Raw genomic sequence first — 18,129 nt, 5'->3', positions numbered from 1 at the left:
ACCTTTTTAGTAGTTGGGGTGAGGGAACCCAATGTATTTCGAGGCAGGATTGTACTGCGTTCTGTGCTGCGATCAATGGCTAATTTTCACGCAATCGTTAACCTCACTTGCATCAGGAATGCGGCAGCGTAAACTAGTGCCGTTTTTTGCAACGTGAGATAACAATGACCGATTCGTTCTCCAGCCCTGACCACACGCTTGATGCGCAAGGGCTCCGCTGTCCTGAACCTGTGATGATGGTGCGCAAAACCGTGCGTACGATGCAGCCTGGCGAAACGCTGTTGATTATTGCCGACGATCCGGCCACCACGCGTGACATCCCTGGTTTTTGTCGCTTTATGGAGCACGAGCTGGTGGCGCAGCAGACTGACGCGTTACCGTATCGTTATCTGCTGCGCAAGGGGCACTGAGCGCGGCTCCTTACGTAGGCCGGGTCAGGCGTAGCCGCCACCCGGCATGCTATTTATCCCTTAATAATCTCAGCGCGTTGGCGGTCACCAGTACCGTCGCGCCGGTATCCGCCAGCACCGCCAGCCACAGCCCGGTAATTCCCAGCAACGTCGTGACCAGGAAAATCGCTTTCAGTCCCAGCGCTATCGTGATGTTCTGACGAATATTGGCGTGGGTGGCGCGGGCAAGGCAAATCATCTGCGCCAGCCCGGTCAGGCGGTTATGCGTTAAGGCGGCGTCGGCGGTTTCCAGCGCCACATCGGTGCCGCTACCCATCGCAATGCCAATGGTGGAAGCTTTCATCGCCGGGGCGTCGTTAATGCCGTCGCCGACCATTGCCAGCGGCGCGCTGGCGTTCAGTGCTGTCACCGCGGTGACTTTATCGGCTGGCAGCAGTCCGGCACGGAAATCGAGCCCCAGCTCTCCGGCAATCGCCGCCGCCGCGCGCGGGTTATCGCCAGTCAGGATCATCCCTTGTACGCCAAGCTGATGCAGCGCATCCACCGCGGCACGGGCATCGTCGCGCAGCGTATCGCGCATCGCCAGAATGCCCAGCAACGCGCTATTGCGAGAAACCATCACTACCGTCTGCCCGGTGCTCTCCAGTGCCTGAATGTGTGCTTCATATTCGCCTGCCGGGAACTTGCCTGCGGCGCAAATCAACACGCGTTCGCCGTTGACCTCCGCTTCAATACCTGACCCTGCCAGCGCACGCTGGTTGGTCGCGTGCGGCAGTATCAACTGGCGCTGCTGCGCTTCCTGTACAATCGCCTGTGCCAGCGGGTGGCTGGAACCCTGTTCAACCGCAGCCGTCAGCGCCAGCAGATCGTTTTCGCTGATATTGTCCGTCGTGATGATAGTGGTGACGCGTGGCTTGCCCACCGTCAGCGTCCCGGTTTTATCAAACGCGACATGTCTGATGCGGCCTAACTGTTCCAGTGCTGCGCCGCCTTTGATCAGCGCCCCGCGTCGGGCGGCAGCGGCAAGACCGGAAGTGATGGCCGCAGGCGTGGAGATCACCAGCGCACACGGGCAACCAATCAACAGCAGCGTTAACCCTTTGTAGATCCACGGCAGCCAGGCAGTGGCGAAAAACAGTGGCGGCACAATAGCGACCAGCAGGGCGACGGCCATGATCGCCGGGGTATAAACCCGGCTGAAGCGGTCAATGAAGCGCTCAATAGGTGCGCGTTTCTCTTCAGCTTCTTCTATCAGACGCAGAATACGGTCGATGGCGCTGTCACCGGGTTCGGAGATCACTTCAAGCTGCACAAGACGGTCGACGCTGGTCGCCCCGGCGGCGACGCTGTCGCCTGCGGTGCGTTCTACCGGCACCGATTCTCCGGTTAATGCGCTTTCATCGAAACTGGCGAAGGGCGAGATCAGTTTACCGTCAGCAGGCAGACGACCGCCTGCTGCGACTTCAATGACATCACCCGGGCGCAGCACGGTCCGGGCGACGGTTTCCCGTTGACCGTCACGCAAACGAATTGCAGTTTCGGGTTTCAGCGCCATCAATGCACTAACGCCCTGACGCGCCCTGCTCGCCGCCCAGCCTTCAAGCCGTTCGCCGATTAAGAACAGCAGCAACACCATTGCCGCTTCTGCCGTCGCGCCAATAAACAGCGCGCCGAGGGCTGCCACGCTCATCAGCGTTTCAATGGCAAACCAGCTGCCGCTCTTCATCAGGCGTAGCGCCTGACGGGCGATAGGATACAACCCGACCAGCGTGGTGGCGATAAAGGCGATGTTGCCCAGTGGATGGTTGAACTGCTCGAGCCCCCAACTGACGGCCATCATGACGATGAGCAGGATCAGCGGCAGGTTTTCCTGTAAACGGGATGGCGCAGGCGCTGCAGGGGCGTCTTCAGTGCGCAGCGAATACCCGGCGCTGGCTACCGCATTTTCCACCTGTGAGCGTACGTCGCCGCTGGCATCGACCAGCAGTTTTTCAGTGGCAAACATCACCTGAACCTGGCTGACGCCGCTGACCTGACGCACTGCTGTTTCGACTTTGCGCGCGCAGGCGGCGCAGTCCATTCCGTCGACCAGCCAACTGTAGCGGGTGCCTGTGGCGGGCATTTCAGCGACTGTCGCCGGGGTATCGCAACTGCCGTCGCAGCAGCATTCATCCACCTTTTCAACGACCGGCGCGATTTTGAATGACGTAAATTGTGGGGCTTTTTTGCCGCCTGTTTCTGGCGTCGACATGGCGTCCTCCGCGAATGATAATTTTCTCATTTACGCGGAGGATACACTCTGGAGTCGACTCCAGAGTCAAGCGCTAATTACAGATAAAGCGAACGAACGATCAGGAAGTGCCCGGCGAAGTAGCAGGCGGCAGCAATTGCGTTGTCCGCTTTAAACCGATAGCGATAGTGGCTGACCATCCAGACGATATTGCCGACCAGCAGCAACCCCGCGCCCAGGAAGCCGGACAACGCCGGACTGGTGGGTCGCAGGAACCACAGTTCGCCCGCAAGCCATACCATCACCAGTGTCATCGCGATAAAGGTCAGCACTGGCATGCGGAACTCTTCCAGTCGGGTCCAGATCACCGCAATCAGCAGCGCACCGATGATGAGCAGCACCAGTGGCAGCGGCCAGAAGAAAGAGAGCGTCATCTGGCTGGCAAAATAGATGGTATACAGAAGGTGCGACAGGAAAAACGCGCCGATGGCATATAACAGCCGCTGGCGGGGTAATAACGTTAGCGCATCGCCCACCAGCGAGGCGCACAGGCCCGCCAGCACCAGATAGCTGATGGTATCGAACATCGGTGCCTGCAGTGCCAACAGCAGAAGCAGGATCAGGGTGACGGGTTTGAAAACCCAGCGTTGCCAGACGGGGCCGCGATACGACGCATCGACGTATAACCAGCCGGATAAACAGACAGCAATAAACGACCAAAGCATAGTAAGTCCCTGTATCTGTTATTGTTGAATGAGCGGTACGCTCAAGGCTCTTCCCTCCAGTGTAGTGCTCCGGGGACAGGGATGACAATGCAAGGGATGTCGCGATATGCTGATTTGCGTAAATTCTTATAGGATTGATGAATGAATAAGATGCCGCTGTTTTTTGTCATTGTGGTGGCGATTATTGTCGTTGCTGCGTCGTTTCGCTTCGTGCAGCAGCGCCGTGAAAAGGCAGACAACGATGCCGCGCCGCTGATGCAAAAGCGGGTAGTGGTGAGCAACAAGCGAGAAAAGGTGCTGAGTGATCGCCGCTCACGCCAGCAGATTGTCGCTCCGGCGGGCAGCAGTCTGCGTTATGACGTCAGTTTCAGACCGGAAAACGGCGGGCTGGAGATGACGTTCCGCCTGAATGAAAAACAGTATCACCAGTTGACCGTGGGTGATAAAGGAATGCTGAGCTACAAAGGGTCAAGGTTTGAGGAATTTACCGCAGACCATTAATCTTCGTAGGCCCGGTAAGCGAAGCGCCACCGGGCATTAGTGTTGACAATAAATATAACTGTGATGTGATTATTTATTCTTCGGCGCCAGAAACCCCGGTTGTATCACTTTTCAGCAAGATATCTTTCACTATTATTTCCTCACGCTGTTATTGGGGCGCTATAAATTCATTTCATAATTTATATATATGAAATGTCTAAATTTATAATTTACGGGAATATATATGAGTCTCCGTGGGGGCGATTATGGAAGGGTATAATGGCTGGGTAAGGAATAATCGTGAAGATATCCTCAGGGGAAATAACTGGCCGCTTGTTCATCGTTTTGAACGCGAAATCAATGCACTTAAAAATAAGCTGGACAGTAATACGCAACACATTATGTTGCTGTCACTTGATGAGGCTCAAGGCATTATTGACGATTTATTACGCAGTAAACCGGTCAGTATCGCCACCACGTATGCCGGTAACATTAAAGATGCAGCTTCGGCTACCAGCAACCTGTCGAAACTCTTCTCTTATCAGCAGGCCGGAAAGATTGTTTTCACGTTAAAAGGGCTTGGGATAAAAGCGACGCAGTATGCGTATCAGGGAAAAATGTATGTGAAGATTACGGGCTATCCTTCTCTACGACGCATTGTTAATGGAACACGTTACCGAATTAATCATCCTGACGTTCTCAAGTTGGGTATTGGCAGTGTCGGGTTTCGAACAGGACTTGTGTCAGGAGCCCGGTTCTGCATCTGGTTTTCGGCATGCTGGAGATTAATCGAGATAATCTTTAGATCCGATCATGATGTCGCAGCATTCCTGGGCAATGTGACAATGGATGTGGCTAAAGTTATTGTGGGCGTTTTTATTACCAGATTTGTTGGAAGTGTTTCCGCGTGGGCTGTATCAACATTTGTAGCGAGCGCGGCCGTTCCGGTTTGGGGAGAAATAGTTTGTGTTGTTGTATTAGGTGTTTATGTCGCCTATAAACTGAATGAATTCGACAACGATCATGTCCTGTCAACTCAACTTATAGATGGTATTAAAAAAGGACTCCAGGAACGACAGAGAATTGAAGAGTGGAACTCCAGAAACGTATCACCATTCGCAAATTCAAACTTGCGTGGAAGTTACTGATATGTATGCGCAAAATTTTCTCGAGAATGTTAAGAAAAGATGTGGTTTATTGCTGGCGATTGCGTGTTATATTGGATTTGCATGGATTGTCTACGATGCGAGTATACCAGCCATTATTGATTTAGTTGAGTCAAGAAGCATCATTTATTTTTTCTGGCCTTGCTTTATTGGGATGTTATTCATCCCTGCTATTTGTTATTTTGTGTTCGTTTTTTCATTTGTTTTTTTTACGAAAACGCTTCAGGCACCTAAGGTTTTAGCAAAAGGGATTACTATCGCCTATCACTATTTTGGTGTGGTGTTTATTATTGGTAACCTCATCTCATTTATCGTTGTTTTTTACCCTCTTGGCACGCATTATGTACTATGTGAGCGCTCCGGGCCTTTTTCAGGTACGTACTACACCAGAACCGAAGAAATTTGCGAGCAGGTGATATACCTTCGCAAGAATAAACCCCCCGAAGCTATTCAGGAGCTAAAAGACGAACTGGATTCTGTAGAACCACATTGAAGTAAAAATCATTCCAGCACTTGATGAAGAAACATAATACGGTTTCGTAGGCCCGGTAAGCGAAGCGCTACCGGGCCAAAACGCACAAATTACTTCTTCATCTGCTCTTTAAATTTCTTCTGCCAGACCAGCAGTTCAAACACCCCAAACAGGAAAATACGGATCTTCTCCCAGGTAGTCATTTTTGGGCCGTCTTTCGGCAACGTCGTTTTCAGCAGCGCCATTTGCATGCCGTGCATCAGCACCATAAACACCAGTGCGACATTAACAAAAATATTCAGCGGACGCGGAAACGGCTGCACCAGATTCAGTAGCAGAAACGCCCAGACAAACAGCATCAGCAGGCGTCCTAAATTAATCAGCATCGTTTTCTCCTTGCGTTTCCCGATGATACAAACGGTAAGCGACCTGTCCCGCCACTTTTTCCCGATGCAAATCCCAACTGGCAGGCACCGGCGGTAAACCGTTTTCTACTTCACTTTCGACATAGATCAACGCGTCGTCAGCCAGCCAGCCGTTGCTTTCAAGCAGATGCAGCGTCTCCTCCAGCAGCCCTTTACGAAAAGGCGGATCAATGAACACAACATCGTGCGGTGTGCCCGGTTGCGCCAGCCAGTTCAGTGAATTGGTATTCACGACATGAGCGTTGTTTGCTTTCAGTGTGGCAAGATTTTTCTGTAATTGCCGGGAAACGTCGCGATCCATTTCCAGTAGCGTGGCGCTGGCGGCATAACGGGAGAGGGCTTCAAGCCCCAGCGCGCCACTGCCGGCAAAACAATCGAGACACCGCGCATCGACCATATGCGGTGCAAGCCAGTTAAACAGGGTTTCACGGACCCGGTCGGTCGTCGGGCGCAAGCCGGGGCTGTCCGGAACCGGTAGCTTCCGACCGCGCCATTGCCCGCCGATAATGCGGATCTGGCCGCTGCCCGCGTGATTAGGTTTCTTCATTTTATTGCTCAGTTCACTCTTTTCCCCTGCTATTCTAGCGATGAGAGGCGGTTGGCGAAACCTTAATGCGGTGATGCGCGTTAAGTTAAGTGGTAGACTACACCGCTAAATTATTATTTTTTTCAGCCCCCTGTTTGCGATAAGGCGGCTGTGCCATGAATCAACAGCGAGGAGTGTGGTCGCCAATGGCAAAAGAGAAAAAACGTGGCCTGTTTTCCTGGCTGGGCTTTGGCCAGAAAGAGCAGGCGCAGGAAACCAATGTTGAACAGCAGGCAGACGAACAGCAGGCGCTAGCGGAAGAACAACAAGAAGAAACGACTGTTGAGCCTGTGGTTGACGAAGTTGCTGAGGATGTCGCTGACATCGGGGCGGAAGAAACGCCCCATAGTAAAGCAGAAATCGAGGCGTTCGCCGACGATGTGGTCGGGGTGACGGAAGAGATCGTCGAAAGCGAAAAACCGCAGCCGGTGGACGTACCTGTGGCTGAGGTTGTTGAAGACGAACCGACGACGCAGGTTGACGTCGCGCATGAAGAATTGCCGTTGCCGGAAGATGACCAACCGGTGATATCGGACGACGAACTGGAAGCACAGGCGCTGGCGGCGGCTGATGCGGCGGAAAACGCCATCGATGGTGACGCTGAACCGGTAGCGGACGTTGCCCCACAGGAGCAGGAAAAACCCACCAAAGAGGGCTTTTTCTCGCGACTGAAACGCAGCCTGTTAAAGACCAAAGAAAATCTTGGTTCCGGATTTATCAGTCTGTTCCGTGGCAAAAAAATCGACGATGATCTGTTTGATGAGCTGGAAGAGCAACTGCTGATTGCCGATGTCGGTGTGGAAACGACCCGTAAGATCATCACCAATCTGACCGAAGGCGCGACCCGCAAACAGCTTCGCGATGCTGAAGCGCTGTACGGTCTGCTGAAAGACGAGATGGGCGATATCCTCGCTAAAGTGGATGAACCGCTGAACATTGAAGGCAAAACACCGTTTGTTATTCTGATGGTTGGCGTTAACGGCGTGGGTAAAACCACCACCATCGGCAAACTGGCGCGTCAGTTCGAACAGCAGGGCAAATCGGTAATGCTGGCGGCAGGCGATACCTTCCGCGCCGCCGCCGTTGAGCAACTGCAGGTCTGGGGGCAGCGCAACAATATACCGGTGATTGCGCAGCACACCGGCGCTGATTCCGCCTCGGTGATTTTCGATGCTATTCAGGCCGCGAAAGCGCGCAATATCGATGTGCTTATCGCCGATACCGCCGGGCGTTTGCAGAACAAATCGCATCTGATGGAAGAGCTGAAGAAGATCGTCCGGGTGATGAAAAAACTCGACGAAGAGGCACCGCATGAAGTGATGCTGACCATCGACGCCAGCACCGGGCAGAATGCCATTAGCCAGGCAAAACTGTTCCACGAAGCGGTTGGCCTGACCGGGATCACATTGACCAAGCTTGACGGCACCGCGAAAGGCGGGGTGATCTTCTCCGTCGCCGATCAGTTCGGCATTCCGATCCGCTACATCGGCGTCGGCGAACGTATAGAGGACTTACGTCCGTTTAATGCGGGCGATTTTATTGAGGCACTTTTTGCCCGAGAGGACTAACAATGATTCGCTTTGAACATGTCAGCAAGGCCTATCTCGGTGGGAGACAAGCGCTGCAGGGGGTGACATTCCACCTGCAACCGGGCGAGATGGCGTTCCTGACCGGCCATTCCGGCGCGGGGAAAAGTACATTGCTCAAGCTGATCTGTGGGATTGAGCGCCCGAGCGCCGGAAAAATCTTGTTTAGCGGCCACGACATCACGCGGCTGAAAAACCGCGAAGTGCCGTTTCTGCGGCGTCAGATTGGCATGATTTTCCAGGATCACCACCTGCTGATGGACAGAACCGTCTATGACAACGTGGCGATCCCGCTAATCATCGCTGGTGCCAGCGGTGATGACATCCGTCGACGTGTATCCGCGGCGCTGGACAAAGTCGGACTGCTTGATAAAGCGAAAAGTCTCCCGATTCAGCTTTCCGGCGGTGAGCAACAGCGCGTGGGCATCGCCCGTGCGGTGGTGAATAAACCGGCCGTCCTGCTGGCGGATGAACCTACCGGTAACCTGGATGAGGTGCTTTCGGAAGGTATTCTGCGCCTGTTTGAAGAGTTCAACCGCGTGGGGGTCACGGTGCTGATGGCGACGCACGACCTGGGGCTGATCTCCAGTCGTTCCTATCGCATGCTGACGCTGAGTGACGGGCATTTGCATGGAGGCCATAGTGAATAAACGCGAGGCAATGAATCATATCCGGCGGTTCAGCAATCGCTTTGACCGCGTCCGCTCCTCTGGCAGTGGGCAGGGCGATGGCAACCGTAATGCGCCAAAGCGCGCCAGGGCATCGACGAAGCCTAACTCCCGTAAAACCAACGTCTTTAATGAGCAGGTGCGCTATGCCTGGCAGGGCGCGTTGCAGGATCTGAAAAGCAAGCCGCTGGCGACGTTCCTGACGGTTATGGTTATCGCTATCTCCCTGACGCTGCCGAGTGTCTGCTATATGGTTTACAAGAACGTCAGCAGCGCAGCGGCACAATATTATCCTTCGCCGCAGATCACCGTGTATCTGGACAAAGCGCTGGATGACGACGCCGCCGCGCAGGTTGTGGCGCAACTGCAGGCCGAGCAGGGGGTTGAGAAAGTCAATTATCTCTCGCGTGAAGAGGCGCTGGGCGAATTCCGTAACTGGTCAGGTTTTGGCGGCGCGCTGGATATGCTGGAAGAGAATCCGCTGCCCGCGGTTGCGGTGGTGATTCCGAAACTGGATTTTCAGAGTACCGGGTCGCTGAATACGCTACGTGATCGCGTGTCGCGCGTTCACGGTGTGGATGAGGTGCGCATGGATGACAGCTGGTTCGCGCGTCTGGCGTCGTTAACCGGCCTGGTCGGTCGCGTGTCGGCGATGATCGGCGTGCTGATGGTCGCGGCGGTTTTCCTTGTCATCGGCAACAGCGTGCGTCTGAGCATCTTTGCCCGTCGCGATACCATTAACGTGCAGAAGTTGATTGGCGCAACGGACGGATTCATCCTGCGGCCTTTCCTCTATGGTGGCGCGCTGCTGGGTTTCTCTGGCGCGTTTTTGTCCCTCATTTTGTCTGAAATTCTGGTGATGCGACTGTCGTCGGCGGTGACCGAAGTGGCCACCGTTTTTGGGACCCAGTTCGAGCTAAGCGGCCTGTCGTTTGATGAGTGCCTTCTGTTACTGCTGGTCAGCGCAATGATTGGCTGGGTGGCGGCGTGGCTGGCGACCGTACAACATTTACGCCACTTTACGCCCGAATAAAAAAATTCTGATATACTCTTTCCCTGCATCGAAAATCGCTCTGCAGGGAAGAGTCCCTGTTGCTCTCTTCCCTCGCATTATCATTTCCGTGTCACATTTTGTGCGTAATTTACCCACAAGGTTGCAATGAACTTGTGGATAAAATCACTGTCTGATAAAAGAGTGAATGCTAATCTCGTTGCTCATAAGTTCTGGCATGCTCGTTGCCTCTAAGAGGGACGGTACAGCTCAGAAGATACGAATTGAGAGGATTTGAATGACCAAAGAAATGCAAAATTTAGCTTTAGCCCCCGTTGGTAACCTGGAATCTTATATCCGGGCTGCGAACGCATGGCCGATGTTGTCGGCTGATGAAGAGCGGGCACTGGCTGAAAGGCTGCATTACCAGGGCGATCTGGAAGCAGCTAAAACGCTGATCCTGTCACACCTGCGCTTTGTTGTTCACGTTGCTCGTAATTATGCGGGCTATGGCCTGCCGCAGGCTGACCTGATCCAGGAAGGCAATATCGGTCTGATGAAGGCCGTGCGTCGCTTCAACCCGGAAGTGGGTGTGCGTCTGGTCTCCTTCGCGGTTCACTGGATCAAAGCAGAAATTCACGAATATGTGCTGCGAAACTGGCGTATCGTGAAGGTCGCCACCACCAAAGCACAGCGTAAATTGTTCTTTAACCTGCGCAAAACCAAGCAGCGTCTGGGCTGGTTTAACCAGGATGAAGTGGAAATGGTTGCCCGCGAACTGGGCGTTTCCAGCAAAGATGTGCGTGAAATGGAGTCGCGTATGGCGGCACAAGACATGACCTTTGACATGTCGTCGGATGACGAGTCCGACAGCCAGCCGATGGCACCGGTGCTCTATCTGCAGGATAAATCCTCTAACTTTGCTGACGGCATTGAAGAGGATAACTGGGAAGATCAGGCTGCCAACAAACTGACTCACGCGATGGAAGGTCTCGACGCGCGTAGCCAGGATATCATTCGCGCACGCTGGCTGGACGAAGAGAACAAATCCACGCTGCAGGAGCTGGCCGATCGCTACGGTGTTTCCGCCGAGCGCGTGCGACAGCTTGAAAAGAACGCGATGAAAAAACTGCGCGCTGCGATCGAAGCGTAATCGTATCGCAAATACAGGCCGGGTATGGCGTAGCCGCCACCCGGCTTTATTTTTTTATACAACTCAGCAGCACTTTAAACGCCCCTTCCATCTCTTCTTCTTTCATCGCAGCAAACCCCATCAGCAAACCTCGCATCGCCGTTTTTTTCAGGTAATAGCGTGAGAGCGGACGCACCAGCACCCCCTTTTCATTCGCCGCGCGGGCAATCGCCACGTCGTCGCTATCGTCGTCGAGTTTCAGCACGAGGTGTAAACCGGCGTTGTCGTTGAAATCACTGAGCGCTTCTTTTCCCAGATACGCCACAATCAACCCTGCCAGCCGCTGGCGTCGGCGGGCGTACAGCAGGCGCATACGGCGAATGTGGGCGGTGTAATGCCCTTCGGCGATAAATTCCGCCAGCGTGGCCTGATCCAGCAGCCGCCCGCCGCGATACAGCTCCACATGGGCGGTTTTTAGCGTTTGCGCCAGTACCTGCGGCAACACGACATACCCCAGGCGCAGCCCGGGCCACATCGTTTTACTGAACGTCCCGGTGTAGATGACCGGCGCGTCTTCCACCAGCCCCTGTAATGCCGGAATGGGCTGGCCGGAGAAGCGAAACTCGCTGTCGTAATCATCCTCAACAATCCAGCTACCGGTCTGATGGGCGAGTGCGAGCAAACGCTGGCGACGCTCCAGGCTCATAACACAGCCGAGCGGATACTGGTGCGAAGGGGTGACGAATATTAGCCGCGGCGGTGTTTCGACGCGCTCAGGTGGGTTCATCCCGCTCTTATCAACCGCGATCGCCTGCAACTCTATGCCGTTCATCTGCAGCACATTGCGAATTCCCCAGTAGGCAGGCTCTTCAATCCAGGCGTGATCGCCCGGGTTACACAACATGCGAGACACCAGATCAATAGCCTGATGAATGCCTTCGGTAATGAGGATTTGATCCGGCATGCAGCGCACCGAGCGCGCTACGCGCAGATACTCCATCAGTGCTTGTTGTAGCGCCGGACTGCCGCCGGACGGGCTATAAGAAAACTGCATTGGTAGTGGTTTGCGGCTAACGTGATGATGGATTTTACGCAACAGCGTATGCGGGAACTCGCTGACGTCGGGAATGCCCGGCAGAAATGCGCCCCACTGACGCGGGCTGGCGCTGCTATGCTCAAGGAGGCGCTGACCGCGTTGCGAGAACGTCACACTACGTGTTTTACGGGCACCCTCAGCACAGGGCTGAGACGCAAACAACAGGCTGTCCGGCACCGTCTGCGCCACAAAGGTGCCACTGCCAGACCAGGAAACAATATAGCCTTCGGCTCCCAGCTGTTCGTAAACGGTAAGGACCGTGTTTCGCGAAAGTTTAAGCTGTGCGGCGAGATCGCGCGAGGGGGGTAAACGGCTCTGCGGCGGCAGGCTGCCATCAAGAATTGACAGTCGGATCGCATTATAGAGCTTCTTATGTAATTTTCCTTCGCGCTGCTCATCCATCCGCAGCTGCAGGAGATCGCACACTAAAGAACGCAATTGGATCCCTAAATTATTCGAAACTGGTACTCGATTATAGGACCGCTTAAGGGGTAAAACCGTGACATTGTTTCAAAGTTGTTAATACTGACCGAATCAATGATGGGGAACAGCAGCATGAAAAATAGCGAACTGAATCAGCGTCGTTTACAGGCAACGCCGCGCGGTGTGGGTGTGATGTGCGATTACTATGCGCAACAGGCTGAGAACGCCACGCTGTGGGATACCGATGGGAATGAAGTTATCGATTTTGCCGCCGGGATTGCTGTACTGAACACCGGTCATCGCCATCCGAAAGTAGTTGCGGCAATTGAAAAACAGCTTCAGGCCTTCACACATACCGCTTACCAGATCGTTCCTTATGAAAGCTATGTCGCGCTGGCTGAGCGCATTAACGCGCTGGCACCGATTGCGGGCCCGGCGAAAACGGCGTTTTTCACCACCGGTGCCGAAGCCGTTGAGAACGCGGTGAAAATTGCCCGTGCGTATACCCGCCGCCCTGGCCTTATCACCTTTGGCGGTGGCTTCCATGGTCGTACTTTTATGACCATGGCGCTGACCGGCAAAGTGGCACCGTATAAGATCGGTTTTGGTCCGTTCCCGGGTTCGGTGTATCACGGTGTCTATCCCAATGCCGCGCATGGCGTGACCACTGCCGATGCGCTGAAGAGTCTGGATCGGATTTTCAAAGCGGATATCGCGCCTGATCAGGTTGCGGCGATCATTCTTGAGCCGGTGCAGGGCGAGGGCGGTTTCAACGTTGCACCCGCCGATTTCATTCAGGGGCTGCGCGCACTGTGCGACACTCACGGTATTTTGCTGATCGCTGACGAAGTGCAGACCGGTTTTGCCCGTACCGGTAAACTATTCGCCATGCAGCACTACGACGTGAAGCCGGATCTGATGACAATGGCGAAAAGCCTGGCGGGTGGGATGCCACTTTCCGGCGTGGTAGGTCGTGCAGAAGTGATGGACGCGCCAGCGCCTGGCGGACTGGGCGGTACCTATGCGGGTAACCCGCTGGCGGTGGCGGCAGCGCATGCCGTGCTGGACGTAATTGAAGAAGAGAACCTGTGCCAGCGCGCCAGTCAGCTCGGTCAGCATCTGACAGAAGTCCTGAATAAAGCCAGACCGGAGTGCGCCTGGATCACCGACATCCGCGTGCAGGGGTCAATGGTGGCGGTGGAATTTAACGATCCACAGACCGGACAGCCTTCACCGGAATATACTCGTCAGTTCCAGGAAAAAGCGATGAAAGAGGGGCTGTTGCTACTGAGTTGCGGCGTGTATGGCAACGTCATCCGCTTCCTCTATCCGCTCACGATCCCGGATGAGCAGTTCCGCAAAGCGCTTGATATCATTTACCGCTCGCTGACCCGATAAACCACCGCCGCTCTTCGGAGCGGCTTTTTTTAATAGTTATATTGAAATTTCATTGTCTTATTAGTAACCAGATTTTATATTTCTGGCTATTTTATTACCATCTATCTTCAGGACGATACGATTTGAATTGGGGATGATGTCATTTTTCTGACTTTCATCATACAATAATGATGAATTTGAATTGTTTTTTAATTCGGATTCTAATGGGTAGATCTGTTCAATATCATGTACTGTATTATTATAGAATTTTTTCCCATAACCATAAAGAGGTTCTCCCTTACATATGCTCGTCTGTGCAAATGCATAAGAAGAAAATAATATAAAAAGTAATGGCAATATATGTTTGATTGATGGTTTCATAATGATTAAATGCGTGACTTATAAAAGTTAATGTTCTATTGCAACAGATTGCTTACAGCCTTAATAATCATCGTTCAATCAACAGCTTTGTTGTCATACAACGATTTAACTTTGTCACCATTTATTTTTAGATGTACTTGGTTGGTTTGAAATCGCATACAATGGCAACATTAAAAAACGGTAAATGTTTTTTTTGGGCAATATGCTAAATGTCATTTTGTTCTTACTGGATTTACTGAATGTTATCATTTAGTAATCGATATCTTATATAGAAGGTGACTGAATTTGCTTATAACAAATCACCTCTGCTATTTTATTTATCAATGACAATAATATCAGTTTCTTCTCTGCCTGTATCCCGGTGCATTGCGTACAAACAGTTTCTAGTATATGGGAAGAAAAAAACTCCATCTTTTTTCTGTATTCCTGTCATTAATATAATTCCATTTTCAATGCTATTTTGACCTTCTAAAGTTGTGATTTTTACTCCATTAAAGAGTAAATTTTTGAGTTTTCAACTAATATTCTATTTGTTATTTGAATGTTTCATATGCTTTTTCTAATGTAGAGTTTTCTAACAGTCCTTTATTATCAAAATGACAGTTTATTTTTTTTAAAGAAGAAGCAAGTGAGCCAAAGTCTTTTACCTGTTGCCATTTATGCTTTACGTCTTTTTTTAAAATAACATCCTGAACATCTAAGGCTTCATCTGTTCCAATTAAATATCCATCAGCATCCTGAGCCGCTCCGCAAAAATAGGCAAAAGATGAAGTTGCACATAGTCTCTTAACAACAAATTTATCATATACCCCCACTCTGAGGGTATTCAATATTGCCATTCGTTCCGGATCTTTCTTTGTAAGGTCTTTACATACCTGGTTTTCATTAATGGGCGTTAAGATAAAGTTCTTTAGTCGTCCACTATTTAATCGACATTCAATGTTCTCAAAAGTCGAAAATGAATTAAAATTCGCCACATCTTTCCAGCCATCATTTTCATCTTTTCTTATAATCATATCATACACCTCGACTTTTCCATCTGAAGCAACGAGATCCCCTTCCTGATCGACGGCCACTCCACAAAAATACGTGTAGTTTTTATAATTTTCCATAATTTCAATTGATAATTTAGCATGTTCTAAGTAGCTGTATTTATTTTTGATATAACGCAAGGCACTTTCATCAATGCTTGCAATAGCAGAAAGCGAAAATAAAGATAGTAATATTCCTATTTTAATTTGAAAAGTCATGATTCACTTCCATCAGTTGTTATATCAATATTCAAACTGGCATTGAAGTCGTCAGCATTTCCTGTAACGAGTTCTTCACTAACAAGATCATGCTCAGCAAGCATAAAATAAGTGGTTGGTACATATAAGCCAACCAGTCCACGGAGACTTCTATCAACAAAATTAATAGAGTCACTTTGATTCCCACCCAAAACTATAATATTTCCTGGCGTCTGATCGGAATTTGCAACAACAAAACAGACATGTCCTCCTTTCTTTCGCTTGAAACATGCTATTGCGCCATATACTGGAGAATCTATTTTTTTAAAATTTATCGAATCAGTCGAAAATGATAAGGCCCGAGCGGGTTTATTACTTTTTTTGTATGCTGGATTAGCGCTTATAAGACAATAATTAACGAAGGAAGCACACCAAGCGTTATTATCACCAACCAAAGAGGGTAAATTTATACCGATCTCCTTATGATAATTGGTTGAGCGAGAGATCTCTGTTTCATATTTCCCTGCCCAAAGTTTTGCCTGTTCTAGCGCGATTTTCATCCATGGGGCCTGTTCTGCACTGTTACCAACGTTCGCCTGCGGATATCCTTTATCAGAAGTCCCTGTCGGGACTGCCTGTGTACCACGCTGAGCAGATGTGACTTCCTGCGGTTTACTGATGCCATCCGGTATTTTGAGTTGCTGCCCTACGGAAATCACATTCACATCTTTAATACCATTCAAATCTGCCAGTCTTTTCACTGTAGTCCGTAAATCTCTGGCAATCCTGCCGAGCGTATCTCTTTTTTTACGGTGTATATCGTGGTTGTTTTCTCTCCTTCTCCATGAATATCTGTTTTTGCCGTAAAAATCTGAAAATTTTTCAACAGTAATACGTTCTGACTTGCTGTTCCCGCCGTAGCCGAGTAAACAATGTCCTCTGTTCCATCAGGACCAGCACCAATAATTTCTATCTTGTTTCTGCCCGGCAGATGAGCAATTGGTGGCAGCTCTCCATATTGATTCGTACTCCATTCATAGGTGCACTGATCAATAACAACCTTTACTTTTTCATTAGCCAGCGGTTTGTTACCATCTGAAATTGTAATGTTTGTCGCCTGAATGACATTCTCTTGTTGTGTCTCCTCTTTATTATAATAACCCTCCATCTGCTTAATCGCTTCCATAACGCGTTCAAGGGTTACATTATCCATATCCCGTATATAATCATCTGCATTAACCACGGCTTTTCTGACGATAAACCTGGTGTATTTCTCCGGGTCATTTCCGTCTCCTGTCGGGGCGTAAGCCCGGGCAACGTCTCTGACCATTGAATCTTTATAGGATACTCGCAGTAATTTTTTTAACGCCTTCCATCCCGTGTCATAATCCGGGAAAATCATAAAGCGGCCACTTTTTGTATCGCCTGTACCGATTTTTAGCGCATTACAGACAGATGTCCTTGATGGTCTGATATTCCCGGGGTTAAAAAAGCGCCAGCATATTGTACCACCACTGCGTAAATACCGGGCACCGTCTTCCGCAACGAACTCAACGGTCAGTAAATCCCTGTCGTGTTTTGCACGAATATATTTCATTTTTATCATTCTCCCGAATATTTCACAGAACTGGTTGCCTCAGTGCATTGCAGTCACTCATCGCCGTTAATATTACCGACAATATTTTCAATCAGCGCTGATGGCAGGAAATTGCCTTCGTCATCGTCCAGTTTATCGAGATAAGGGTCTGCATAGGGCGTATTGTTGTCTGCTGCCTCTTCGGAAATGCCATCTCCTGCACTGCTGATTACCGCCAGTTCCTGAATTGCCCAGCTTTCCTCACCAACGGTTAATCTGAACTCATCCGGTTTATCTGATTTAACCCGGGGTGTGCGGCCATCCTCACTGAGAGCGCCCTGAGAGATAATATCGCCAGCCCTATTCTGCAAAATGTAAGACTGACCGACACAATATTCCGGCAAAGCAAATCTCAGGCTCTGTTGCGCCTGTTCTTTCTCCTCTTCAGGTGCTGGTTGCTCCTCAGCATTGTTCTGTGCCTCCCTTTCATCATCTCCGGACGAAGCATCTGCAATGCCATCGTCCTTTTTCATCGCCAGAGCTCCGGGCAGCAATGGCTGAACCGCTGTCCCCGGACTCCCTCCGCTGTTCAGGTTGATGAGCGGTCCGCTGATATCCACCCCGCCCGGGTGTATCACAATGAACGAACTTCCCGACTGCAGGGTAATCTGACTGTTACTGCTCAGCACAATCTCACCCTGCGCACTGAACCCCAGCGCGCCGGACACCTTCTGTGCCAGGTCCCCCTTCACCGTCAGGCTGAGGTTCCCCTTTACCTGACTGAGATGGTCACCCGTGGTGCTGTGCTCCTGTTTCCCCTCCACCGTGACCTTTCTGTCCCGGGCCACATACAGCGATTCGTCATTGCCCGTGCGGATGAGATGGTCCTTGCTGACCGTCAGTGTCCGGTCATTCCGTACCGTGAGTCTCTGGTCGTGGGCCACCGTTACCGTCTGGTCATTGCCTCCGGCATTCTCCTTACCCACCGTCACCGTCTGCCCCAGTCCCACGGTAATCTGCTGGTTATTGCCGATGGTTTCGGTATGGTCCACCTTCACCTCCGTGGTGCGGTTGTTCAGTACCTCAGTGTCCATGTTCTTCTGTGCATGCAGGTACAGCTGTTCATTCCCGGTCGCATCCTCAAACCGCAGTTCATTAAAGCCGCTGCCCTTATAT

Annotated in this window: 18 protein-coding genes; 9 read left to right on the top strand and 9 right to left on the bottom strand. The window is 51.3% G+C overall.

Annotated features, from left to right (window positions below; translation table 11 throughout):
- Positions 1-164 precede the first annotated feature (164 nt).
- Complete coding sequence (tusA, locus tag GTGU_RS15640; RefSeq protein ID WP_038158959.1) at positions 165-410, top strand: sulfurtransferase TusA; 246 nt, start codon at positions 165-167, stop codon at positions 408-410.
- A gap of 49 nt (positions 411-459) precedes the next feature.
- Here the strand turns inward: tusA and zntA are convergent, their stop codons facing one another.
- The gene (zntA, locus tag GTGU_RS15635) at positions 460-2,661 is read right to left on the bottom strand and encodes a Zn(II)/Cd(II)/Pb(II) translocating P-type ATPase ZntA (RefSeq protein ID WP_038158956.1); all 2,202 of its coding nucleotides are present in this window, start codon (positions 2,659-2,661) and stop codon (positions 460-462) included.
- Between the two features lie 77 nt (positions 2,662-2,738).
- Positions 2,739-3,365 carry a lysoplasmalogenase gene (locus GTGU_RS15630; RefSeq protein WP_038158953.1) on the bottom strand — a complete coding sequence of 209 codons (627 nt, stop codon included), beginning with the start codon at positions 3,363-3,365 and terminating at the stop codon, positions 2,739-2,741.
- A gap of 141 nt (positions 3,366-3,506) precedes the next feature.
- On the opposite strand from GTGU_RS15630, the gene GTGU_RS15625 reads away from it, so the two are divergent.
- From GTGU_RS15625 to GTGU_RS15615, 3 genes are all read left to right on the top strand, one after another.
- Positions 3,507-3,866 carry a DUF2500 domain-containing protein gene (locus GTGU_RS15625; protein ID WP_038158951.1) on the top strand — a complete coding sequence of 120 codons (360 nt, stop codon included), beginning with the start codon at positions 3,507-3,509 and terminating at the stop codon, positions 3,864-3,866.
- 245 nt (positions 3,867-4,111) lie between these two features.
- Complete coding sequence (locus GTGU_RS15620; protein ID WP_038158948.1) at positions 4,112-4,993, top strand: hypothetical protein; 882 nt, start codon at positions 4,112-4,114, stop codon at positions 4,991-4,993.
- Position 4,994: 1 nt separating this feature from the next.
- On the top strand, positions 4,995-5,504 hold the full coding sequence (locus GTGU_RS15615; protein WP_156964192.1) for a DUF1240 domain-containing protein: 510 nt from the start codon (positions 4,995-4,997) through the stop codon (positions 5,502-5,504).
- A gap of 89 nt (positions 5,505-5,593) precedes the next feature.
- On the opposite strand, the gene GTGU_RS15610 is transcribed toward GTGU_RS15615, so the two are convergent.
- A complete protein-coding gene (locus GTGU_RS15610; RefSeq protein WP_038159176.1) occupies positions 5,594-5,869 on the bottom strand; it encodes a DUF1145 family protein in 276 nt (91 codons plus the stop codon).
- Positions 5,859-6,455: a 16S rRNA (guanine(966)-N(2))-methyltransferase gene (rsmD, locus tag GTGU_RS15605; RefSeq protein WP_038158945.1), complete on the bottom strand. Its 597-nt coding sequence runs from the start codon at positions 6,453-6,455 to the stop codon at positions 5,859-5,861. The genes GTGU_RS15610 and rsmD overlap by 11 nt, the downstream gene beginning before the upstream one ends.
- A 185-nt stretch (positions 6,456-6,640) precedes the next feature.
- Between rsmD and ftsY the strand changes: the two genes are divergently transcribed.
- From ftsY to rpoH, 4 genes are all read left to right on the top strand, one after another.
- A complete protein-coding gene (ftsY, locus tag GTGU_RS15600) occupies positions 6,641-8,062 on the top strand; it encodes a signal recognition particle-docking protein FtsY (protein ID WP_038158942.1) in 1,422 nt (473 codons plus the stop codon).
- Between the two features lie 2 nt (positions 8,063-8,064).
- Positions 8,065-8,730 carry a cell division ATP-binding protein FtsE gene (gene ftsE, locus GTGU_RS15595; protein WP_038158940.1) on the top strand — a complete coding sequence of 222 codons (666 nt, stop codon included), beginning with the start codon at positions 8,065-8,067 and terminating at the stop codon, positions 8,728-8,730.
- On the top strand, positions 8,723-9,781 hold the full coding sequence (gene ftsX, locus GTGU_RS15590) for a permease-like cell division protein FtsX (protein ID WP_038158936.1): 1,059 nt from the start codon (positions 8,723-8,725) through the stop codon (positions 9,779-9,781). The genes ftsE and ftsX overlap by 8 nt, the downstream gene beginning before the upstream one ends.
- Positions 9,782-10,037: 256 nt before the next feature.
- On the top strand, positions 10,038-10,892 hold the full coding sequence (gene rpoH, locus GTGU_RS15585; RefSeq protein WP_038158933.1) for an RNA polymerase sigma factor RpoH: 855 nt from the start codon (positions 10,038-10,040) through the stop codon (positions 10,890-10,892).
- A gap of 46 nt (positions 10,893-10,938) precedes the next feature.
- Here rpoH and pdxR read toward each other — a convergent pair whose 3' ends face one another.
- Positions 10,939-12,405, bottom strand: a complete 1,467-nt coding sequence (gene pdxR, locus GTGU_RS15580) for a MocR-like pyridoxine biosynthesis transcription factor PdxR (RefSeq protein WP_038158930.1) — start codon at positions 12,403-12,405, stop codon at positions 10,939-10,941.
- A 117-nt stretch (positions 12,406-12,522) separates the two neighbouring features.
- Between pdxR and GTGU_RS15575 the strand changes: the two genes are divergently transcribed.
- Positions 12,523-13,788: a 4-aminobutyrate--2-oxoglutarate transaminase gene (locus GTGU_RS15575; protein ID WP_038159173.1), complete on the top strand. Its 1,266-nt coding sequence runs from the start codon at positions 12,523-12,525 to the stop codon at positions 13,786-13,788.
- 893 nt (positions 13,789-14,681) lie between these two features.
- Here the strand turns inward: GTGU_RS15575 and GTGU_RS15570 are convergent.
- The 4 genes from GTGU_RS15570 to GTGU_RS25810 all read right to left on the bottom strand — a co-directional run.
- A complete protein-coding gene (locus tag GTGU_RS15570) occupies positions 14,682-15,398 on the bottom strand; it encodes a hypothetical protein (RefSeq protein ID WP_038158927.1) in 717 nt (238 codons plus the stop codon).
- Positions 15,395-16,138, bottom strand: a complete 744-nt coding sequence (locus tag GTGU_RS15565) for a TIGR02594 family protein (RefSeq protein ID WP_038158924.1) — start codon at positions 16,136-16,138, stop codon at positions 15,395-15,397. The genes GTGU_RS15570 and GTGU_RS15565 overlap by 4 nt, the downstream gene beginning before the upstream one ends.
- Positions 16,135-16,974: a hypothetical protein gene (locus GTGU_RS15560; protein WP_156964190.1), complete on the bottom strand. Its 840-nt coding sequence runs from the start codon at positions 16,972-16,974 to the stop codon at positions 16,135-16,137. Before GTGU_RS15560 ends, GTGU_RS15565 begins: the two co-directional genes overlap by 4 nt.
- Positions 16,975-17,027: 53 nt before the next feature.
- A partial coding sequence (locus GTGU_RS25810; RefSeq protein ID WP_425427478.1) for a bacteriophage T4 gp5 trimerisation domain-containing protein occupies positions 17,028-18,129 on the bottom strand: 1,102 nt, incomplete at its 5' end.

Source organism: Trabulsiella guamensis ATCC 49490, assembly GCF_000734965.1.
In the GTDB taxonomy this organism is placed as follows: domain Bacteria; phylum Pseudomonadota; class Gammaproteobacteria; order Enterobacterales; family Enterobacteriaceae; genus Trabulsiella; species Trabulsiella guamensis.
The sequence above is the reverse complement of the archived record's forward strand: the minus strand, read 5'-3'. Positions and strand labels throughout refer to the sequence as shown.